Origin of the sequence: Pseudomonas mohnii, from assembly GCF_900105115.1 — a bacterium.
In the GTDB taxonomy this organism is placed as follows: domain Bacteria; phylum Pseudomonadota; class Gammaproteobacteria; order Pseudomonadales; family Pseudomonadaceae; genus Aquipseudomonas; species Aquipseudomonas mohnii.
Window position 1 is genome coordinate 2,784,256 of record NZ_FNRV01000001.1, and the last position, 21,476, is coordinate 2,805,731.

18 protein-coding genes are annotated in these 21,476 nt (G+C 59.2%); 6 read left to right on the plus strand and 12 right to left on the minus strand.

Features of this window, described 5'->3' with window-relative positions:
• Window positions 1-65 precede the first annotated feature (65 nt).
• Window positions 66-1,346, minus strand: a complete 1,281-nt coding sequence (gene waaA / locus BLV61_RS12910; protein WP_090465484.1) for a lipid IV(A) 3-deoxy-D-manno-octulosonic acid transferase — start codon at window positions 1,344-1,346, stop codon at window positions 66-68.
• Entirely contained in the window at window positions 1,339-2,253 is a 915-nt protein-coding gene (locus BLV61_RS12915; protein ID WP_090469884.1) for a LysR family transcriptional regulator, read from the minus strand. The genes waaA and BLV61_RS12915 overlap by 8 nt, the downstream gene beginning before the upstream one ends.
• 108 nt (window positions 2,254-2,361) lie before the next feature.
• Here BLV61_RS12915 and BLV61_RS12920 point away from each other — a divergent pair, with 108 nt between their 5' ends.
• The 4 genes from BLV61_RS12920 to BLV61_RS12935 all read left to right on the plus strand — a co-directional run bounded on the left by BLV61_RS12920 (window position 2,362) and on the right by BLV61_RS12935 (window position 5,774).
• Entirely contained in the window at window positions 2,362-2,694 is a 333-nt protein-coding gene (locus BLV61_RS12920) for a DMT family transporter (protein ID WP_008004867.1), read from the plus strand.
• Between the two features lie 103 nt (window positions 2,695-2,797).
• Complete coding sequence (locus BLV61_RS12925; protein ID WP_090465487.1) at window positions 2,798-3,973, plus strand: NAD(P)/FAD-dependent oxidoreductase; 1,176 nt, start codon at window positions 2,798-2,800, stop codon at window positions 3,971-3,973.
• Complete coding sequence (locus tag BLV61_RS12930; protein WP_047536622.1) at window positions 3,970-4,782, plus strand: aldo/keto reductase; 813 nt, start codon at window positions 3,970-3,972, stop codon at window positions 4,780-4,782. The genes BLV61_RS12925 and BLV61_RS12930 overlap by 4 nt, the downstream gene beginning before the upstream one ends.
• Window positions 4,783-4,814: 32 nt before the next feature.
• Entirely contained in the window at window positions 4,815-5,774 is a 960-nt protein-coding gene (locus BLV61_RS12935) for a hypothetical protein (protein ID WP_047536620.1), read from the plus strand.
• Window positions 5,775-5,878: 104 nt separating this feature from the next.
• On the opposite strand, the gene hldE is transcribed toward BLV61_RS12935, so the two are convergent.
• On the minus strand, window positions 5,879-7,303 hold the full coding sequence (gene hldE, locus BLV61_RS12940; RefSeq protein ID WP_047536618.1) for a bifunctional D-glycero-beta-D-manno-heptose-7-phosphate kinase/D-glycero-beta-D-manno-heptose 1-phosphate adenylyltransferase HldE: 1,425 nt from the start codon (window positions 7,301-7,303) through the stop codon (window positions 5,879-5,881).
• A 282-nt stretch (window positions 7,304-7,585) separates the two neighbouring features.
• Window positions 7,586-9,388, minus strand: a complete 1,803-nt coding sequence (msbA, locus tag BLV61_RS12945) for a lipid A export permease/ATP-binding protein MsbA (RefSeq protein ID WP_047536617.1) — start codon at window positions 9,386-9,388, stop codon at window positions 7,586-7,588.
• A gap of 155 nt (window positions 9,389-9,543) precedes the next feature.
• Between msbA and BLV61_RS12950 the strand changes: the two genes are divergently transcribed.
• On the plus strand, window positions 9,544-11,409 hold the full coding sequence (locus BLV61_RS12950) for a bifunctional O-antigen ligase/aminoglycoside phosphotransferase family protein (protein WP_090465492.1): 1,866 nt from the start codon (window positions 9,544-9,546) through the stop codon (window positions 11,407-11,409).
• Window positions 11,406-12,629 (plus strand): acyltransferase family protein, encoded by a 1,224-nt coding sequence (locus tag BLV61_RS12955; RefSeq protein WP_090465497.1) that lies wholly within the window; start codon window positions 11,406-11,408, stop codon window positions 12,627-12,629. Before BLV61_RS12950 ends, BLV61_RS12955 begins: the two co-directional genes overlap by 4 nt.
• A gap of 78 nt (window positions 12,630-12,707) precedes the next feature.
• Here BLV61_RS12955 and BLV61_RS12960 read toward each other — a convergent pair whose 3' ends face one another.
• The 8 genes from BLV61_RS12960 to BLV61_RS12995 form a co-directional block, all read right to left on the minus strand.
• Window positions 12,708-13,592 (minus strand): glycosyltransferase, encoded by an 885-nt coding sequence (locus BLV61_RS12960; protein ID WP_047536614.1) that lies wholly within the window; start codon window positions 13,590-13,592, stop codon window positions 12,708-12,710.
• Window positions 13,589-14,743 carry a glycosyltransferase family 4 protein gene (locus BLV61_RS12965; RefSeq protein WP_047536612.1) on the minus strand — a complete coding sequence of 385 codons (1,155 nt, stop codon included), beginning with the start codon at window positions 14,741-14,743 and terminating at the stop codon, window positions 13,589-13,591. The genes BLV61_RS12960 and BLV61_RS12965 overlap by 4 nt, the downstream gene beginning before the upstream one ends.
• The gene (locus tag BLV61_RS12970; RefSeq protein ID WP_090465500.1) at window positions 14,740-15,624 is read right to left on the minus strand and encodes a DUF6625 family protein; all 885 of its coding nucleotides are present in this window, start codon (window positions 15,622-15,624) and stop codon (window positions 14,740-14,742) included. The genes BLV61_RS12965 and BLV61_RS12970 overlap by 4 nt, the downstream gene beginning before the upstream one ends.
• Before the next feature lie 54 nt (window positions 15,625-15,678).
• The gene (locus tag BLV61_RS12975) at window positions 15,679-17,112 is read right to left on the minus strand and encodes a PIG-L deacetylase family protein (protein ID WP_090469887.1); all 1,434 of its coding nucleotides are present in this window, start codon (window positions 17,110-17,112) and stop codon (window positions 15,679-15,681) included.
• Between the two features lie 8 nt (window positions 17,113-17,120).
• On the minus strand, window positions 17,121-18,017 hold the full coding sequence (locus BLV61_RS12980; protein WP_047536608.1) for an antimicrobial resistance protein Mig-14: 897 nt from the start codon (window positions 18,015-18,017) through the stop codon (window positions 17,121-17,123).
• Window positions 18,017-19,147 (minus strand): glycosyltransferase, encoded by a 1,131-nt coding sequence (locus BLV61_RS12985; RefSeq protein WP_090465503.1) that lies wholly within the window; start codon window positions 19,145-19,147, stop codon window positions 18,017-18,019. Before BLV61_RS12985 ends, BLV61_RS12980 begins: the two co-directional genes overlap by 1 nt.
• Window positions 19,131-20,888, minus strand: coding sequence for a carbamoyltransferase family protein (locus BLV61_RS12990; protein WP_047536605.1), 1,758 nt, complete (start codon window positions 20,886-20,888; stop codon window positions 19,131-19,133). The genes BLV61_RS12985 and BLV61_RS12990 overlap by 17 nt, the downstream gene beginning before the upstream one ends.
• Window positions 20,889-21,032: 144 nt before the next feature.
• A complete protein-coding gene (locus tag BLV61_RS12995; protein WP_090469890.1) occupies window positions 21,033-21,368 on the minus strand; it encodes a YceK/YidQ family lipoprotein in 336 nt (111 codons plus the stop codon).
• Between the last annotated feature and the right edge of the window lie 108 nt (window positions 21,369-21,476).

Consider the following 21,476-nt stretch of genomic DNA (forward strand, 5'->3'; position numbering starts at 1 on the left):
GTCCTGGCGAAAGACTTTTGTGGCGAGCGAGCGTGCTCCCTCGCCACAATGGGTCAGGAATGGATTCACGCCCGCTCGATCAACCGCCCCAACCCATCCAGCAACCGCTGCAATGCGCCTTGATTGGTGCGCATCACCTTCAACCCCGCCTCCGCCATCCGCTGCGCATCCCTGGGCAATTCGAACAGACGCTGCACCGCCAGTGCCAACCCTTCGGCATCCTCCACTTCCTGCAACGCCCCGGCACTGCGCAACTGCGCGGCGATTTCGAGGAAGTTGAACAGATGTGGACCGCTCAACACTGGCTTGGCCAGCGCCGCCGGTTCCAGCAGGTTGTGCCCGCCATTGGGCACCAGGCTGCCACCGACGAAGGCACTGTCGGCCAAGGCATAGAGAAACAGCAATTCGCCCATGGTGTCGCCCAGCAACACTGACGTCGCGGCAGTGACCGGCTCGCCCGTGGAACGACGGACCGTGGCAAAGCCCTGCTGTCGGCTCAACTCGAACACCGCATTGAAACGCTCGGGATGGCGCGGCACCAGAATCAGCAAGGCATCGGGATGGCTCGCCAGCAACTGACGATGGGCCGCCAACACCACCTCGTCTTCGCCCTCGTGGGTACTGGCCGCGATCCACACCGGGCGTTCCTGCGCCTGCCATTGGGCCCGCAGTTCGGCGGCTCGCTGCAACAGCTGCGGGTCGATGGTCAGGTCGAACTTGATTGAGCCGGTCACCTCAACGGTTGGCGCCCGGGCCCCCAAATTGCGGAAGCGCTGGGCCTCGGCTTCGGTCTGCACCGCGAACAGGCTCATTTCGGCGAGCATCGGCCCGGTCAGTTTGGCAAAGCGGCCATAGCCTTTCGCCGAGCGTTCGGACAGGCGCGCATTGGCCAACGCCACGGGAATCCCGCGTTTGGCGCATTCATGGATATGGTTGGGCCACAGTTCTGTCTCCATGATCACCGCCAACCTTGGCTGGACCCGATCAAGGAAGCGCCGGGCAGCGCACGGCAAGTCGTACGGCAAATAGCAGTGCTGGATGCGTGGCTCATTGGCAAACATCGCCTGGATGCGCTCCGAGCCGGTCGGGGTCATGCAAGTGACGGTAATCGGCAGTTGTGGATATCGTTGCAGCAAAGCGCGAATCATCGGCGCAGCGGCAATGCTCTCGCCCACAGACACCGCGTGCACCCAGAGACCACCCGGCTGCATCGCCGGCATTCCAAAGGAGAAACGCTCGCCAATGCGCTTGGCATAGGCCGGCGCCTTGCGCGCCCGCAGCCACAGCCGAATCGCTACCAAAGGCAGCCCCAGATAAAACAGCGCGGTATACAGAGTTCTATTCATGGCGGCGGAGTTTATCGGGTTTTTCGCCGATCGCCTGCAAGTGCACGGCAAAACGTTCTGCCAGCCAGCGAGCCGCCGGACCGAGGGGTTCATCGCGGCGCCAGACCAGTTCCACCACCAACGCCGGCGGGGTCCACTCGCTGCTCAACTCGACCATTTGCCCCTGATAGGTCGGGTACTGCACCACGTGGCGCGGCAGCCAGGCCCAGCCGAGGCCGCGCACCAGCCATTCCGCCATCACGTAAAAGCTGTCGGCCCGCCAGACTTGCGGGCTGGCCGGCTCGCTGCCGGGATAGAGGCTGGACTGGGTCGACATCAGCAGCTGGCGATACCGGGCCAGCGCCTGGCGATCAACCTGAGCCTGCTTCGCCAGCGGGTGGTCGACGCCGCACACGGTGACCATTTCCACGCTGCCGAGCACGCGGCGCTCCAGCGCTTCGGGGATCTGGTCGTGAAAAAACAACAAGCCCAGATCGGCGCGACGCTCCACCAGTTTGCGCGCCACCTCGCCCTGAGCCGCACTGGTCAATTGCACCTCCAGGCTGGGAAAGCGCTCAGCCAGCGCTTCGAAACTTTCGATGACCGGCTGGTAAGGCATGGCCTCATCCTGAGCCAGACGCAGACGCGCCTCCTGCCCGCGCATCATCGCCAATGCCCGGCCATTGAGGCGCTCACATTGACGCAGCACTTCCCGTGCTTCTTCCAGCAAGGCGTTGCCGGCTTCGGTGAGTTTTGGCTGTCGACCACTGCTGCGGTCGAACAGGCTGACGCCCAGGTCTTCCTCCAGCAGCGCGATCGAACTGCTGACCGCCGACTGCGCCTTGCGCTGGTTCCGTGCCACGGCGGAAAACGAACGTTGCTCCGCCACGCTGACGAACAAGCGCAGCTGCTCCAGGTTCCATTGCATACTCACGCCCAAACCCATCTCAATAACAGATAGGTAATGACTTTACCGCATCTGACGAATCTCTAGAATGCCACCTCAGAAAGCAACACTTCATACGAGGATTGACCCATGACCGCTTACTACTACCTGGCCATTGCCATCTGCGCCGAAGTGATTGCCACTGTTTCGATGAAAGCGGTCAAAGGCTTCAGCACCCCACTGCCACTGCTGCTGGTGATCGTCGGCTACGGGATTGCCTTCTGGATGCTGACGCTGGTGGTACGCAGCGTGCCGGTGGGCGTGGCTTACGCGGTCTGGGCCGGCATGGGGATCGTGATGGTCAGCGTCGCGGCGCTGTTCATCTACGGGCAGAAGCTGGACGTGCCGGCGATGCTGGGGATGGCGTTGATCGTGTTGGGCGTTGTTGTCATTCAGTTGTTCTCGAAAACTGCCGGGCATTAACTGCCGCCATAAGCTTCAAGTTATAAGCAACAAGAGGTCTTGCTTGCAGCTTATAGCTTGAAGCTTGAAACTTGCAGCTTCACTCAAACACTGAGGTCGCTGCATGCCATCCGTTATTTCCACCGACGTTCTGATTGTCGGCGCTGGTGTCGCCGGCCTCTGGCTGAATGCGCGCCTGCGCCGCCAGGGGTTTTCGACCGTGCTGGTGGAAAGCGCCAGTCTCGGTGGCGGGCAAAGCCTGAAGTCCCAGGGCATCATCCACGGCGGCGCCAAATACGCGCTGCATGGCGCCCTGACCGGGGCTTCGGAAGCCATCGCCGACATGCCGCGCCGCTGGCGTGAGGCCCTGGCAGGTGACGGCGAACTGGACCTGTCCGGCGTGCGCCTGCTGTCCGAAGCGCACTACCTGTGGTCTCCGGGCACGATCGCCGGCAACCTCACCAGTTTTTTCGCCAGTAAAGCCGTGCGTGGTCGTGTCGATCAGGTCAAGGGCGATCAACTCCCGCCCGCCCTTCAGGACAAACGCTTCAAGGGCAAAGTCTATCGCCTGGCGGAACTGGTGGTCGATGTGCCGAGCCTGATCCAGCGCCTGGCCGATCTGGCGGGTGACGGTTTGCTTGCCGGCCAGAAGATCGAGCCGCTGCTTGAAGGTGGCGTGCTGGTCGGCCTGAAGGTGGACGAGCGCGAGATCCGCGCCCAACGCATCGTCTTGAGCGCCGGCGGCGGAACGGCTGCGCTGCTCGAAGCGTTGGGCCTGAGCCAGCCTGCCATGCAGCGGCGGCCATTGCACATGATCATCGCCAAGGGCCCGAGCCTCAAACCGCTCTACGCCCACTGCCTGGGCGGCGGCACCAAACCGCGCCTTACCGTCACCACGCACCCGGCCGCCGATGGCCAATGGGTCTGGTATCTGGGCGGCGATATCGCCGAAACCGAAGGCGTCAACCGTGAGCCTGCGGAGCAAATCGCCACTGCGCAGAAAGAACTCGCCCAGTTGCTGCCATGGATCGACCTGAGCACCTTGCAGTGGGCCACCTTGCGCGTGGATCGCGCCGAGCCGCTGCAATCGGGCCTGACTCGCCCTGACAACGCGTTTCTCGCCGAGGAGGGCCGACTGCTGGTGGGCTGGCCAACCAAACTGGCGTTGGCGCCGGACTTCGCCGACCGGGTGATGGCGAGCCTTGCCCGCGATGGCATTCAACCGGTCCCGGCAGCGCCACTCCCCGAATTGCCAAAGCCGCCGATGGGCGTCACGGCGTGGGAGCAACTGCTGCCATGAGCCAACCCACCCTGCATGACCTGCATCGCCCCTTGGGCAGCACCGGCCTGCTGGTGTCGCCGCTGGGCCTGGGTACGGTGAAACTCGGCCGTGATCAAGGGGTGAAATATCCCAATGGCTTTCAGATCCCTGACGACGACGAAGCGCGCATGCTGCTCAAGCTGACCCGCGACCTGGGCATCAACCTGATCGACACCGCTCCGGCCTACGGTCGCAGCGAGGAGCGCCTCGGCCCTTTACTGCGCGGCCAGCGTCAGGATTGGGTGATTGTCAGCAAGGTCGGTGAAGAATTCGCCGACGGCCTGTCGCGGCACGACTTTAGCGCCGCGCACACCCGATTCTCGGTCGAACGCAGCCTGCAGCGTCTGGAAACGGATTTTATCGACCTGGTGCTGGTGCATTCCGATGGTAATGACCTGGCGATCCTCAACGACTGCGAAGTCTATGCGACCCTCGCCGAACTCAAGGCCGAGGGCAAGATTCGCGGGTTCGGCTTTTCCGGAAAAACCGTCGACGGCGGCTTGAAGGCCCTGGAGCAAGGTGATTGCGCGATGGTCACCTACAATCTGAACGAGCAAACCGAAAAGGCTGTCATTGACTATGCTGCTGCTCACGGCAAAGCCATTCTGGTCAAAAAAGCCCTCGCCAGCGGTCACGCATGCCTGAGCCCGGGCGTGGACCCGGTGCGCGCCAGTTTCGAATTGTTGTTTGAACATCCGGGTGTTGCCAGTGCTATTGTCGGGACCATCAATCCGCTGCACCTCGCCCACAACGTCGCGACCGTTGCCCAGGTCCTACGTAGCAACTGACGCCGCCCACGCGGCCTTAAGCAGGAGCCGACATGCCGCGTACGCTCATAAGAAAGAACCCGAGCAACTTCAAGACCCTGCCGTTATACGTCGAAGCGACTCCCGAAGGCCTGAGCTATCAGAGTGTCGGGAGGCCGCTGAATTTCTCCCAGATCCTGCAGCGTCGCCGTCCGGTGACGGTCGCCGACACGGAGCGGTTTTCACTTGAACTGGCCAATCTCGGCGTTTCGGTACGCCTGACGCTGCACTGGCAGAATCGCGATTACTGGGTGCTGGTGCGTCAACGTCGCCAGGACCGTGGCGACGTGGTGCTCAAGCTGATCTCCGGTTATGTCCCGGCCCACGAGCTGAACCTGCCGTTGCACACCGCCATCCAGGAGATTGCCGAAGAATGCCTGCTGGAAACCCCGGAAGGCTGGCTCGGCGGCCGCTTCAACGACACCTGGTTGCCGGCGCCCTACTCGTCGGCCCTGCACTACCGCGAGGCCTTGCCGTTTCGCCTGACGCCGCTGTCCGGCTCGGCTCGGCCGGTGCGTTGCGCCAATCTGCAGTTGATCGAACGACCGCGCGCCTACGTGCATCTGCCGACGGCGTCGCTGCAATTGATCTACGATTTGCGCCTGGACGTGCCCAAGGAAGCCAAATCCTTGAGTTTGTTTCATGTTGATGAACGGCTGGAAGGCGATCAACTGGTCGCCCGACTCGATCGCAAGCGTCCCGATTTGTACCTGATGCCCTTGCAGGACGGCCGCCCCATGGCTGAGCTCTACACCTTGAAAAAGGATCAGTTGCACCCGGCCAGCACGCGCGGACTGTACTTGGCTGAAAGCTTTGCCCGACAGGAAGGCTGGCTGGTGAGGGATGAGCGGATCCGCTGGAAGGATTGGGTGAGCCAGCAAGGCTTGACGCCACCGGGGAAGGATTCCGGACTGGCCCGCTTGCGGGGGAAGGCAAAGCTGCTGCTGAAGAAGATCGTGCCGCGTACCCTGTAGGAGCGAGCCTGCTCGCGATGGAGGCCAACGATGACGCGGAAAACCTGGCGCCCCGCAGTGCTCCCAGGTTTTTCGCGAGCAAACTCGCTCTTACAAAAGCTGCGTTATTCGGACTTGCGAATCTTCTCGACAATCGCGGTAGTGGAACTGTTTTCCACCAGCCCCAGCACTTTCACGGTGCCGCCGTAAGCCGCCACGATGTCCGCGCCGACCACTTGGTCAATCCCGTAGTCCCCACCCTTGACCAGCACATCAGGTTTGACCTCGCGCAGCAGGTTTTCCGGCGTGCCTTCCGGGAAACTGATCACCCAGTCAACAGCACCCAGCCCCGCCAGTACCGCCATGCGTCGGTCAACACTGTTGATCGGACGACCCGGCCCCTTCAGGCGACTCACCGATGCGTCGTCGTTGACCGCGACGATCAGGCGATCACCCTGGGCCCGCGCCTGTTCCAGATACGTCACATGACCGGCATGCAGGATGTCGAAGCAGCCGTTGGTGAACACGATTTTCTCGTTGTGCGCACGGGCGTCGTCAACGGCGAGCAACAACTGCTCGAGACCAAGCACACCACGCTCGGAACCTTCTTCACGCTGAATGGCGCGGCGCAGTTCCGGTGCGCTAATGGCCGCCGTACCCAGCTTGCCGACCACGATGCCCGCGGCCAGGTTGGCCAGGGCTACCGCATGGGGTAACTCCTCACCGGCAGCAATGGCCGCCGCCAGGGTGGAAATCACTGTGTCGCCGGCACCGGTCACGTCAAACACTTCACGGGCACGGGCCGGCAGGTGCAACGCCGGATGATCCGGACGCAGCAGGGTCATGCCATGCTCGCCACGGGTCACCAGCAAGGCGCCGAGCTCGAGATCGTGCATCAGCTTCGCGCCCTTGCTCACCAGCTCGTGCTCATCGGCGCAGCCACCGACGATGGTTTCGAACTCGCTGAGGTTCGGCGTGATCAGGCTCGCACCCCGGTAAATCGAGAAATCCTTGCCCTTGGGATCAGCCAGCACCGGAATGCCACGGGCACGGGCCGCCTGGATCAGCACCTGATGATTTTTCAGCGCGCCTTTGCCGTAGTCGGACAGCACCAGCACCTTGATGCCTTCGAGCAATTCGTCGACTTGCACCGCCAGCGCCATGGCGTCGGTGGAGAACGGCTCTTCGAAATCGATACGCAGCAATTGCTGGTGACGACTCATGACCCGCAGTTTGACGATGGTCGGCTGGTGCGCAATACGCTGGAACAGCGCCCGCACACCTGCGCCCTTGAGGCTATTGACCAGGCTGTCGGCGGCTTCATCGTCGCCTGTCACGCCAACCAGCGAGGCCGGCGCGCCGAGCGCGGCAATGTTCAACGCAACGTTGGCGGCACCGCCCGGGCGGTCCTCAATGTTCTCGACCTTAACGACCGGTACGGGTGCCTCAGGGGAAATCCGTGAGGTACCACCATGCCAGTAACGGTCGAGCATGACATCGCCGACCACCAAGACAGGGGCTTGATCGAATCGCGGCATGGACAACTTCATGGAGCAACCCACATACAAAATGAACAGGGGCGCGATATTAACACAGGGTGGGCATGGGCTTGTGCGGCTGCAACCGGATCATTCAGCAGGTTTTTTTGCTCATTTTTTGAGCAGGACATCGGGCAAGCGCCTGCAGGCGTCCGTTTCCAGCGGCTCGCTCACAAACACCCCGATAACGTCCCACGCGGCAAATCGCCGACGCGCAGATTGCTGCCATTGCCACCGGGCGCATTGCACGCCCGGTGTGTACAAGGGTGAACCATGCTCACTCGGCTATCGGTCTCAAGCGATGTCTTGCGTCGGGGCATCCAGGCCCATGGCATTCAGACGCGAGTAGTAGCCATTTTGCGCCAGCAGTTGAGCGTGGGTGCCACGCTCGACGATTTTCCCCTGATCCATGACCAGGATCAGGTCAGCCTTCTCGATGGTCGACAGCCGGTGAGCAATCACCAGAGTGGTGCGGCCTTTCATGACCTGATCCAGCGCAGCCTGAATGTGGCGTTCGGATTCGGTATCAAGTGCCGACGTGGCCTCGTCGAGAATCAGCAAGGGTGCATTCTTCAACAGTGCCCGCGCAATCGCCAGGCGCTGCCGCTGGCCACCGGACAGCAATACGCCGTTTTCGCCAACCTGGGTATCAAGCCCCTCAGGCAACTGCTTGATGAAATCCATCGCGTAGGCGTCTCTCGCGGCTTTCTCGATATCTTCACGAGGCGCGCCGGCCAGATCGCCATAGGCAATGTTGTTGGCCACGGTGTCGCTGAACAGCGTTACATGCTGAGTCACCTGGGCGATGTGCTTGCGCAGGTTCAGCAGTTTGTATTCTTCCACCTCAACGCCATCGATGAGGATCTGGCCCTTGTCGTGGTGATAGAAGCGCGGGATCAGGTTGGCCAGCGTCGACTTGCCACTGCCGGAACGTCCCACCAGCGCGACCATTTGCCCTGGCTCTACCGAGAAGCTGATGTCGTCGAGCACCTGACGCTCGGTGTCGGGATAAGTAAAACTGAGGTTACGCACCTCCAGACGACCGCTGACAACATCACGCTCGATGGTGCCGGTATCGACTTCAGGCTCGACATCCAATTGCTCGAAGATGCTCTCGGCACCTGCGACCCCCTTCTGGATGGTCGAGCTGACCTCGGACAATTGACGGATGGGCTTGGGCAAAAGGCCAGCCAGCGTGATATAGGCAACCATGTCACCAGCGGACGCGTCACCACGCAGGTACAGCACCAGGAACATCAGCGCCGCCATGGCGGTATAGATCACCAGTTGCAGTAATGGCGTGTAGATGGCACCGGTACGGGTCATACGCAACTGCTTGTCGGTGTTGCCCTGACTGGCTTCGAAGAAACGCTTTTCTTCGTAAACCTCACCACCGAAACTGCGAACCACGCGATAGCCCTGGATGGTTTCCGAGGCCACATGCGTCACATCGCCCATCGCCAACTGGATCTTCTTGCTCTGTTTGCGAAATTTCTTGCTCGCCGTACGCACCATCACGGCGATGAGCGGCAGGATGGCGACCATCACCAGCGTCAGGCGCCAGTTCATGAACAGCAGCGAGGCAAACAGGAAGATCACCGTCATGCCTTCACGAATTACGACCTTGATCGCATCTGTCGCCGCCCCCGTGACCATGGTCACGTTGAAGGTGATACGTGAAATCAGATGACCCGAGTTATGCTTGTCGAAGTATCGGTTCGGCAGCACCAACAGGTTGTTGAACAACTGGACTCGCAGGTCATGGACCAGCCCAAGGGAGACCTTGGCCAGGAAGTAGTTGCCCAGATAGGACCCCAGCCCCTGCCACGCTGCGATCAGAATGATCAGCAAGGGCACTGCCTGCAGCAGCTGCAAGTCGCGCAGGTACGGCACGGTCGGGAATAGCACTGCTTGCGGATTGGACAGGCCATCGACGAAGTACTTCAGGATGTAGCCCAGCATTGGCTGCGTCGAAGCGAAAATCAGGAATCCGACAATGCTGATCAGGAACATACTGATGTACGGCCGGACATAGCCGAGCAGGCGGAAGTAGATTTTCAAGCTCGATGGGCTTGCGGAGAGACTGGAGTCGGTCATATCACGCGAATGTCGATAAAAAGGACGCAGACTTTAGCACAGCTTCTTCAGGGTTCTGGCAATCGCGTAAAGACTGGTATTGTGACGCCCCCAAACCTATATCCAGCCCGCCCAGCCTTAACATGGTCGTTCAACTCAGGAATGAATCACTCAGCATGCAATTAAACGGCCTGAACAATACTTCCAATCGTGTCTTCGATTTCATTTGCCTGTGGATTTTGCCGCTCGGTTATTTGTTGCTGCTTTGCGCGCTGTTTTTTCTTCCAGGGCGCAGTCTGCTCCACAAACTTTTTTATGGCCTGTTCAGCATTCCAGCGCTGCTAGCACTGTGCTTGCGCCCGCGGGTGGGCAAAGAACTGCTCAACGAGCCAATCTTCGTCGCAGTACTGCTGTTCGTGGCTTGGGCGCTGCTCAGCCTGTTCTGGGGTCCAAGCGAGCAAAATATCGGTGGTGAGTTCAAACCACCCTTGCACACATTGCTGCTGTTCGCCGGGTGCTACCTGCTGGTGCGTTTTCGCAGCGAAATTATCCAGCCGTTGCTGTTTTGCGCAGCAACGGTGGCGTTGATCGCATCGATCTACAACCTGTACATGTTTGCCCGCGTCTACGAACCGGGCATGCGCCTGATTGGTGTTGGCGCCTTCGACAATCCGCTGCTCAGCTCCCATTTATTCGGTTTTTTCTGCACCTACTGGCTGAGTTTGAGCATGACTTGCAAGCGTCACCAGATACTCTGGCTGAGCATTCCCGCAATGGCGGTCATGTTCGCCGCAGTGATGGCTACCGGCTCAAGGACACCACTGGTCGCACTGACACTGGCCGCGCTCTGGCTAAGCTTCATTTGCTGGAATCGGCGATCCGTTGCCTTGCTTGGCGCACTCTTCGTCACGGGTGCCACCGTTGCCGTGATGTTTTCGCGAATGATCAATGAACGGGGTGACTCCTACCGTTTCGAGATATGGCAGATGGCTCTGCAAAAAATTGCCAATCACCCGTGGATCGGACATGGCTTCAACGCCGACCTGACCCTCGACCCCGGCATCGGATTCAACCTGATGGAGCCCCATAGTTTTGCACTTGGCGTGCTCTATTACGTCGGTATTGTCGGCTTGTTACCCTGGCTGTTCTTCCAGGCTCAAGGCCTTCTGTGTAGCTGGCGCAACCGCCTGCAACCGCTGTTTATCATCGCTTCAGCCTGGCTGGTATTTGGCATCGGAGCAGGCCTGACTGAAGGCGGAGGGATTATTTCCCGGCCAAAAGAGCACTGGTTCCTGTTGTGGATTCCCCTGGCACTGATTGCCGCATTGAGCATCAACCTGCGGGCCAGACGCTTACTGGCCATGCCGATCAAAACAGTGACCGCGAGCGCCCTGCAACAGCTCACTGCCAATGCGCAAATCGTCGAAGAAGATGGTTTGGGGCCGAAGGTCCTGCGCCTGATCGACGGCAGTTTCCTCAAGCTGTTTCGACGCCGCCGGTGGTATACATCGGGCAGTTTCAACCCGTATTCCCAACGTTTTGCCATTAACAGTGTGCAACTGCGCACGATGGGTATTCCGACCCCCCCCATCCTTGACCTGTACCGGCTCGAAGACGGCAGTACCGCCGTGCACTACTCGCCCTTGCCAGGGCACACTTTGCGCCAAGTCCTGCAAGGCATTACCGCCCCCTCGGTACGTCAGACGCTAGTGGAACGTTTCGGCAAATTCATGGCGCAACTGCATGAGCAAGGTGTCTACTTCCGCTCTCTCCACTTGGGGAACGTGCTGGTACTGGAAGACGGTGAGTTCGGGCTGATCGATCTGGCGGATATGCGCATCTACCCTTCATCATTGAGTCCGTCCCTGCGTCAGCGTAATTTGCGTCATATGCAGCGTTATACCGTCGATAAGCGCTGGCTGTTCGAGGATCATTTCGAAGCGCTGCTCAATGGATACGCTGCGATGGCATCGAAAGCCGACGTGGATAACCTGCACAAACAAGTGCTGACCGGAAACTCCCCGGTCCGGGCTCACCCATGAATGAAATCAATCCGATTTACGCGATAGCGGCCTACCTGCTCGCCATCGTGACCGCTGCACTTGTGCTACGCGCCGTACCGAAAATCTCCGATCATCTGGAACATGCGGGTAACAGTCGCTTTGCCAGCATTGATGGACTGCGCGGATATCTCGCGTTCGGCGTGTTTATCCACCATTCAATCATTACCTGGATATTCCTGAGCACGGGCAAGATCGATTTACCGCCGAGCAATTTCTACTCGCAACTTGGCCAGGGCAGCGTTGCGCTGTTTTTCATGATCACCGGATTTCTGTTCTGGGACCGGTTGCTCACCCAAGGGCGGCAACATGACTGGCTGGCCTTTGCGGTATCGAGACTCTTTCGCCTCTACCCGCTTTACCTGCCACTGATGGCGTTGGTCTTTGTGACGGTGTTCTATCTGCAGAACTGGGAACTCAAGGACTCTGGCACCCAGTTCATTGGACAGATCCTGTCCTGGTTGACCTTCGACCGACCGGACGTCAATCAATACCACCAAACCGGGATGCTGATCTCCAATGTCACCTGGACCCTGGCTTACGAAGTGTTCTTCTACATGGCCCTGCCACTGGCTGGACTGATTTTTGTCTATCGTGGCGGTTGGCTACAGACGGTGCTGTGCCTGATCGGCATTTATGCCCTGTATCAACTGGTTGGCTGGGAGCACTCACTGAAGAAACATTTCCTGGCCGGCTTTCTCGGTGGCATTGCAGCGGCGTACTGGATTCGCCGCCCGCATTTGCTGGCCTGGGGCAAGACCCCTCTGGCCGGTGCAATTGCCTTGCTGGCGCTAGCCATTGCATTTACGGCATTCGACCGCGCCTTCAGCCTGGAATCGTTGTTGCTGATTTCGTTGTTTTTCGTGATCGTAGCTTCTGGAAACCCTCTGTTTGGAGCCCTTAGACCACGCAGCATCCGCTGGCTCGGAGAGATCAGCTATAGCACTTACTTGCTGCATGGCTTCTTGATCTGGGTGCTGATGCAGCGACTGCCGCTGATGTTGCACCTGGACGCCCGCGAAATCCGGGTTTTCCTGCCACTGCTCGCCCTGGGTAGCTGCTTGCTGATTTTGATCAGCAGCATGACCTACCTGTATATCGAGAAACCAGGCATCAACGCGGGCAAGAAAACCCTGCACTGGCTACGTCAAAACAGGAATACTCAAAAAAGACTTTCGGAAACATCCGCCCCACTTGGTTGAACGACCGCACGGGCTGGCGGGCGCAAGCAAGGAAACCTTCGATACCATCACTGCAAAGCGGTTGAAACCAATCCTGGCTCAATCTTTTTCCAGCGGTGAGAAGAACAGGCGGCCCAGGCCACGCCAGGTCTTCTTGTTCCAGGCCTTGAACGGGATCTGTGCCAGCAGCTCGCGGGCCAGCTTGCGATCACGGTTGGCGGTTTTCAGGAACATGGAGCTCAGGAACTTGTAGCGCACCTCGTCGTACAACGGATGGTCGCTAAAGAGCGCGTAGGATCGAAGAATGTTGTCGATCATGAAGCGATGATTTTTGTAGGAGTTGGTGGCGTGCTTGCGATAGCGCGCCATCACCACGTTCAAACCATCGATGAAGTAACCGGCGCGGGTCACCTTCAACTCGATCAGCAAATCCTCCAGGCGAATGTTCGGGTCAAACCCGCCCACTTTGTCCAGCGCTTCGCGGCGGATCATCAGGGTCGGTGCAGGAGGATAGGGTTTGCGCTCCAGGAACATGTCGTCGAAGTCCAGGCGACGGAACGGCACATCGCGACGCTGACGCTTCTCCGGGTACAGGTTGCCGTCAGCGTCGATCAGCTCGATGTTGCCGGCGCAAATCCCGACTTCAGGTTTGCCGTCCATGTACTCGACCTGGATGGCAATGCGGTCCGGCAGCATGATGTCATCGGAACCGAACGGCACGATCAGGCTGCCGCTGGAACGGGCAATCGCGCCGTTCAGGGTGTTGGTCAGCCCCTGATTCTTCTGGACCCGGAAATCGAACCCGTGTTGGGCCTGCAAAGCGTTGATTCGCTCAACACTGTCATCGCTGGAACCATCATCGACCACCAGCAGTTCGATGTTCTGATAGGTCTGATTTAGGACACTGAGAATGCTCTGCTCGATATAACGACCATGGTTATACGAGGCGATGATGACCGTTACGAGAGGTTGAGCGTTGCTCATGGTTGTTCCTTGCGGGCCTGGCTCAAACCAGAGTCGATCAGGTTCAGGTATTCCTGGCGGAACACCTCGATGTCATGTTGTTCCTGAAGATAACGATAAGCTTGCTCGCCCTTGGCCTTGAGCTCTTCGTCCGACAGACCCAGGTAGTTGTCCAAGGCCGCGACCAGGCTCGGCACATCGGCAGGCGTGATGGGCAGACCACCTGCGCCCTGGATCAATGGCAGCATGGCTGGCACGTTCGAAGCAATCACCGGCAGATGGCCGCTCATGCCTTCGAGCAGCGCCAGACCCAGGCCTTCAGCCAGGGATGGCATGGTCCAGATGTCAAACGCGCGAACGTATTGCAAGGCGTTCTCCCTGAAACCGAGCAAATGCGCACGACCGCTCAACCCCAGGCGCTCGATCTCGGCAGCCAGACGCGACTCTTCCCGTCCGGCGCCGATAATCGCTAATTGAGTGGCTGGATACTTATCCTTGATAGCAGCGAACGCCTGCAACAGATACGTGTGCCCCTTGATCGGCACCAAGCGCCCCAGCGCACCGATCAACCGCACCGACGGATCGATGCCCAACAACTCGCGGGCACGCTCACGGCTGTGCTGCAAGCCTTCGGCCTGTTCGATGTCGATGGCATTGGTGATGGCATAGGTATTCTGATCAGTGAAGCCGCAGTCACAATCCAGCAGGTATTGCTTGACCGCTGGCGACACGCCGACAAAACGCCAGTGCCGATCGATCAGACGCTGAGTCTGGCGGCGCCGATAAAACCGGTCGTACTCGCCGAACCCATGGGAAATACCAATACACAGAGGCACTTTCAACCAACGATTGAGTGTCAGCATCATGTTCACTGGCTTGAAACGGTTGCAGATCACCACATCGAATTTCTCTTTGCGGCAGAACTGATACAGACGCCACATGGCACGCAGGCGCATGCCCTTGAGTGCCTTGTCGGAAAACTCGAAATACACTGAACGGTCGGCACGGCTCACCGCCTCGCCAGGTCCAGGCTTGCCTCGCAAAAACGCTGCGGTGACTTCATAGCGATCGCTGGGCAGGGCCTTGACGATCTGCTCCGCGAGATCAGCAAAATCATGGGCCTTGACGTTGTAGTCAGGCTGCAACTGCAGAACCTTTGACCGTTGACTCATAACTCTCCCCGATGAAAACCAGTCGCGTCGATAACCCAGGCGGGTTCAGCAGCGAGGCGCTTGACCTCGGCCGGATCAGGTTCTGGCAACCGTGGCCACTCGTTGCGCTTCCAGCAGACAAAGTGGAAATACGGAAACCGGCGATCGCCATCGCGATCATTACTCACACTGCCATCGCGCCAATACCATTTGTGCGGAAAATTCTCCGTGCCGTCATGCCACTTTATGCAACCACCCGGGGTGCTGAATGCCTCGGTGAATTCGCTGGTGCGACGCCACGGGTTGAACTTGCCCACCAGCTTGAACAAAGGCTCGGGAAAATTCTTGCGCCATAGAAAGATTCGGCTGAATGCGCCCTCATCCAGTGCGTGATGTTTCTGATCGGTGAAGCGTGTTTTCCAGTCCTTGATCTGGCGGAACAACTCGCGCTTGCGGGTGGTATTCCTGATCAGGCAGAGGTGCCCCGCGACTCGTCGCTCGTGGGTGGAAAACAGATCATAAGAAGCGAGGCGATCCGCAGTGAAGTAACTGCGCAGGTCACCATACACCAGATCAATATCGCCGAAGCCCCAGAAATCGTAGCCTTGCAGGCGGTCGGCGTGAATAAGCCCGAACGCCGGCCGAATGTCGCACAGCTTGTAAGCTTCCTTCGGCGCAAAGTCGATGTCCAGCCGCTCCGACACCATCCCGCAGTAGTCACTGAACGTCATGCTCTCGACGGTGACGTTAGGCGGCAAATTCTCGGGAACCCCGCAGTCACTGAAAAACAACCAGTCGATGTCGGGATTGCGGCGGCAGCTCTCCAGAAAAAACGGCATCCAGAACGGCCAACGACCGAAATAAGGCATCAGAAACAATATTCGCGGGGATGGATTGATCACAAAAAATTCACCTGTAAATGCTCAAAACGCCGCCATACTAGGCGGCGCGGTGCTTCAGTTCTGCTTCACAGATGTTTCAAAACGCTTCAGAAGCCAGAACAACTCCTGACGCCTGACTGCCTTGCGAAAGAAATCATTTTCTCCATAGAGGGGGGGCACTCTACTGGCCAGCAACCACTGTATCAATCGCCGCACCCGTCGCTTGAACGGCATCGGTGGCTGCAAGTCGTGCATCATGCCCAGTGCCATGGCCTTATCGCGTTGCAACGCTAAAGAAACAGGCAGGCAATAAGGCTGCATCGGCATCGACGAATCGAAGGCTGGCGGCAACGCGATACCTTGGCCGGCATCACCCATTGGCCAACGATCATTGTCATGCAGGTGGTTGGCGTAACCGAGCACGGTGGTCGGCTGCCACGTCAGCCCTCGCAGTGCCTCAAGGACCGCTTCCTGAGCACAGATGTGATCCGGGTGTGGATCGAGGGTCGGGTGTGGCAATACGAGGACTTCGGGGCGGGCTCGCAACAACAGCTCGCGCAGGTCGGCCAACAGATTGTTCCAGGTCGGCGAACCGTCTACGTCCCCCGGCAGAGCAAAGGGATTGAGGTGGCGGAACAATCGCGTGTCATTTAGATCCGCCTCCCGCGAACCCACTGGCTGGGCAGGCGAGGCTTGCATGGCTGCCAATTGCAGACAGAAGTAGCCCAGTTGCACGCAATGGGCTTCGGGAACCCCGGCCCAGCGCGGTACGGCAATACTGTCCCAGGCTCGCAAACGCCCTTTCAAACGCGCAGCCTCGACCTTGTTCAGACCGACCTGCTGAAAGTGTTCGGCTTCTATTTCACCGGCGGTGAGCGTGACGATCCAGGCCTCGTCGGCTTGACTGTACAAGCCATAGGCCGCCAGCTCGGCATCATCGGCATGGGGCGCAATCACCATCACCCGCTGACGGCGAAAATCCGGATGCTCGAAAGCCCAAAGCACAGGCTCACCGAGCAGCCGGCAGAAACGCCCGCGCAAACGCAACTCTCCGCGCGACAGCACCTGCGCCTGACCACTCAAGTTGAGATAGCGCAGACCATTGACCCCACGCTCGAACGTTTGTCGGTCAGGGTTATCGCCACCTGACAACTCGACCACCGGATCGATAAAGCGCCCCAGCCAGGTACTTTCAACCCGCAGCGCCAGCACCAGTGTCGCGTCGTCGACCAACATGACACCGTCATCGAGCCGTAAATGCTCACCGCTCAAATGAACCTTGGGTTGTGGCGTGTACGGCGGGAAGCTGTATTGGTAATCGTCTTTGGGCGAATAGAAAAGATGGTCGGCAAACCAGGCCTCGTGGGCAATCCAGCCCAGAACCGCGAGCACCAGTGGCAACCACCAGGCCACCACGACGCCACTGGCGATCAACAGCGCCAGCGCCATGAGCAGGCTGATACGCTTGTTGCGTCGATGGCGCTTGAGCAGTTGCTGTTTTCGGCTCACGGGCTGACTCATACGGTGAAGACCGGCACGGGGTTGCACCAGCGATCCTTGTATTCCCGGTCGGCGCGACCGAAGGAAAAGCGCAAGGGTTTATCCAGCGCCCGGGCATGCTCCCAGGCACTTTGGGTATTGAGAAAACTCAGCACGCTGCCGGGGCTGAATTCTCGGGTTTCGGGGTCGACGCCACCATTGATGTACTCGACGCTGATCCACTGCGGCGTCTCGACGCGGTAAACCAGCTGTATCGCAATCGGCGCATCATTGAGGAAAATCACCGAACCGATCAACAGCTCACGCAACAACTCGATGACCTCGGCCATGCGTTCCGCGCCCGTCGCCGGAAAGCCCCAGCGGCGCTGAAACAGGTCACAGTAGATCGCCGCCAGCTCAACACTGGAAAACTCGGAAACCGCTCGCACCACCCCGCCCGCTTCTTCCAGCAACCTGAGTTCACGGCGCTGGTTGTAGCGAAACTTCTTCGACAGCTCTTCGGGGGTACGGGCCATGGCCAACTGTTCGGCCTGCAGCCTGATACCGGTGAAACGGTTTTCGTTCAGGGCCGACAAATAACGAGCGCGATGACGCAGGGGCACCTGGGCATCTTCTGCGGCCGGAAGAATGATCTCGGCATTGCCGAGATCGAACAGGCCCTTTTTACCCTTGCGTTTGAGCACGTCCTTGGACAGGGCGAGATCACGACCCCAGGTCGGAATCGCCGCCTTGACTTCGCCACTTTGCTCCCAGGCCAGGTAACGAACCGGAATGTCGGCCAACTGAGCCAGCCGTTCGACCACCAATGGATGAGTGGCGACACTGCCGCCATAACGCTGCCAGGCCTGGGCATAGGTCGAAGCATCAGCTACCGACCAGCCACGTTCGCGCCAGCCTTGAAATCGGTTGAGCATCAGCCCCTCGGCGCCATTTCGATAACGTGTGGCAAATGCCAGAAAGCATCGCCTACCGCGCGGTCGGAGAAGCGCTCATGCAGGCGATCAAGCATCAGCTCGGCACACCGGTGACGTTGCTGTTCGTTCATTGCCGCCAGATGTTGCAGCCCTTGGGCCAGGTGTTCAGCATCGCCCAGCGGGAACAGAATGCCCACACCCTCGACCACTTCCTTCGCCCCGCCACACGCCGTGGCGAGCAACGGTACACCGGCGGCCATGGCTTCGAGCAGCACCATGCCGAACGGCTCGTGATCGGAGCTGAGGGCAAACACATCGAAGGCGCGGAAATAACGGCGCGCCTCGGGTACCTGGCCGAGAAACAGGACACGGTCGCCAACTCCCAGCTCGCGGGCCTGGGCCTTGAGGTCTTCCTCGAGACGACCTTTGCCGAGGATCACCAGTTGACTGTTGGCCGGCAAACCCGGCAAAGCCGTGGCAAAACCTTCCAGCAAAGTGGCCTGATCCTTGTCCGGGTGCAGCCGCCCGACGTTGCCGACAATCCAGGCATCCGGCGACAGGCCCAGGATTTCCCGCGCTTCACCGGCCGACACCTGGCTGGCCTGCAAGGCCGGCACATCAATGCGGTTGTAGAGCGTCTGAATCCGCGCCGCCGGCCACTTGGGCAAGCATTCACGCATGTCATCGCGAACCGCATCGGACACCCCGAGCAGGCTCAGACGCTTGCGAAAAATGTGTGCGAAGAGTTTACGGCTGCGGCGCTTGTAATCGCCAAACGCGTGATGCACGCCAATCACGGGCAGCGAAGTGCCAAGCAAGGCGATATAGATTGGTTTGAAACGATGGGCAATGCAGAAACTGAAATTACGCGAAGCGGCGATCTTGCGCAGATCGCCGATGGCTCCCAGCTTCAGGCCACGAATGGCCCTGGAGCTGTATTCCATGAACAACACTTCATCGCAGGCACAAGCCGCGGCGACTTCGGCGTCGGCAACCCCGGTCAGAAACACCGTGGTCACACGATAACCGGTCCCCGCGAACAGGCTGGCGTACTGCCGGGCGCAGTCCAGAAACGGGCCGTCATAGCCGTGACAGAACTGCAGCACATGGCGTTCAGCCGAGCGTGTCATAAGCGTTGGCGCCCTCTTTGACCACCAGAATGTCTTCCATGATCAAGTACTGTAGATCGGAACCGAAGAACATGTTCAAGGCATCTGTCGGCGAGCAAATCATCGGTTCGCCGCGACGGTTGAGCGAGGTGTTCAGCGACACGCCGTTACCGGTCAACACTTCCAGCGCCTTCATCATGTCGTAATAGCGCGGGTTGTATTCGCGCTTGAGCACCTGGGCACGGGAAGTGCCGTCTTCATGGACGACTTCCGGCACGCGGGTTTTCCACTCTTCAGCCACTTCGAAAGTGAAGGTCATGAACGGTGCAGGGTGATCGATCTTGATCATTTGCGGCGCCACGGTGTCGAGCATCGACGGGCAGAAAGGCCTCCAGCGCTCGCGGAACTTGATCTGGTGGTTGATGCGATCCGCCACACCAGGCACGCTCGGGCAACCGATGATCGAACGACCGCCCAACGCACGCGGACCGAACTCCATGCGCCCCTGGAACCACGCCACCGGGTTGCCATCGACCATGATTTTGGCGATCTGCTCCGGCATGTTGTCGAGCTTGCGCCATTTCGGCTTGTTCTCGTGACGGGCGCACGCGGCGATCACATCTTCGTTGCTGTACGACGGGCCGAGGTAGACGTGCTCCATCTTCTCGACCGGTACGCCACGGGCGTGGGACACATAGGCTGCGGCGCCGACCGCGGTGCCGGCGTCGCCGGACGCAGGCTGCACGAACAGTTCCTTGATATCGTCGCGGGCGATGATTTTCTGGTTCAGCTTGACGTTCAGCGCGCAGCCGCCAGCGAAGGCCAGCTTGCCGGTCTGCTTGAGCACGTCACCCAGGTAGTAGTCGATCATCTGCAGCGAGATTTTTTCGAACAGCGCTTGCATGCTCGCGGCGTAGTGGATGTAAGGCTCGTCGGCGATATCGCCTTCGCGCTTCGGACCCAGCCACTCGATCAGCTTCGGCGAGAAGTAGAAACCCTTGCCCTTCTCTTTATAGCGGCGCAGACCGATGACGTTGGCGTAGTCGGTGTTGATCACCAGTTCGCCGTTTTCGAACGAGGCCAGGCGCGAGAAATCATACTTGCTGGCATCGCCATACGGCGCCATGCCCATGACCTTGAACTCACCGTCCAGCATCTCGAAACCGAGGAACTCGGTGATCGCGCCGTACAGGCCGCCGAGGGAGTCAGGATCGAAGAATTCCTTGATCTTGTGGATCTTGCCGTTTTCACCGTAACCGAAGAAGGTCGTGGCGTATTCGCCCTTGCCATCGATCCCCAGAATCGCGGTTTTCTCTTTGAAGCCAGAGCAATGGTAAGCGCTGGAAGCGTGGGCCAAGTGGTGCTCGACCGGCTCGATCTTGATTTTCTTCGGATCGAAGCCCAGCTGCTCAAGGCACCAGACGATCTTGTTGCGATAGCGCTTGTAGCGACGGTTGCCCATCAGAATCGCGTCGAGGGCGCGATCCGGGGCGTACCAGTAACGCTTGGCGTAATGCCAGCGCGCCTTGCCGAACAGGCTGATGGGCGCGAACGGAATCGCCACCACGTCAACGTCGGAAGGCTTGATGCCGGCTTGTTCCAGGCAGAACTTCGCCGATTCGTAAGGCATGCGGTTCTTTGCATGTTTATCGCGCACAAAGCGCTCTTCTTCGGCAGCCGCGACTAGCTTGCCGTCGATATACAGGGCTGCGGAAGGATCATGGCTAAGGGCGCCGGACAGGCCAAGAATCGTCAATGCCACAGGGGTCTAGCCTCTTAAGTCTGCATGCAGGCGCAACGCGCCTCAAAAAATAATGCGCCCTCGCAAGCGGCGAGAGACAGCTAAAGGGCGGGATTATAGCTTAAAAGCAGCGGCAAGCACTCACAGCGGTGACAGCATCACTGATTATCCGCGTGCAGGCCGCCAGTAAATGCGGACATTGCCCTCCATGCCCTGCTGGTAAATCGTGTACGGCAACACAACGGTGTCCAGTACTCCCGACAGGGCAAGGTCCAGCAGAACGAATGGAACGAGGATACCCGTGGGATCGGGCGGCGCATTTAATACACAAAAATCGTAGGCCAACCCGCTGTAGACCCGAGGAATGGACTGGCAATAGGTTTTTTGCCTTCGAAGCCCCCGAGCCGCGTCTGCATCCTCCTGCAGCACCGTTGTAACGGTTCCGCAACCCACCAGCGTCAGTGCGATGGCACCCAATGCAACCGCCATTTTCATTGTCAAAGTCTGCCCTCCGAGAACGTCAGGCAAACTAGCACCGTGGTCATTCAGGCCACAGTTCATGGCTTCTCAAGATCGCGTAGGACAATTCCCAGGGACTTGTCCCGATTT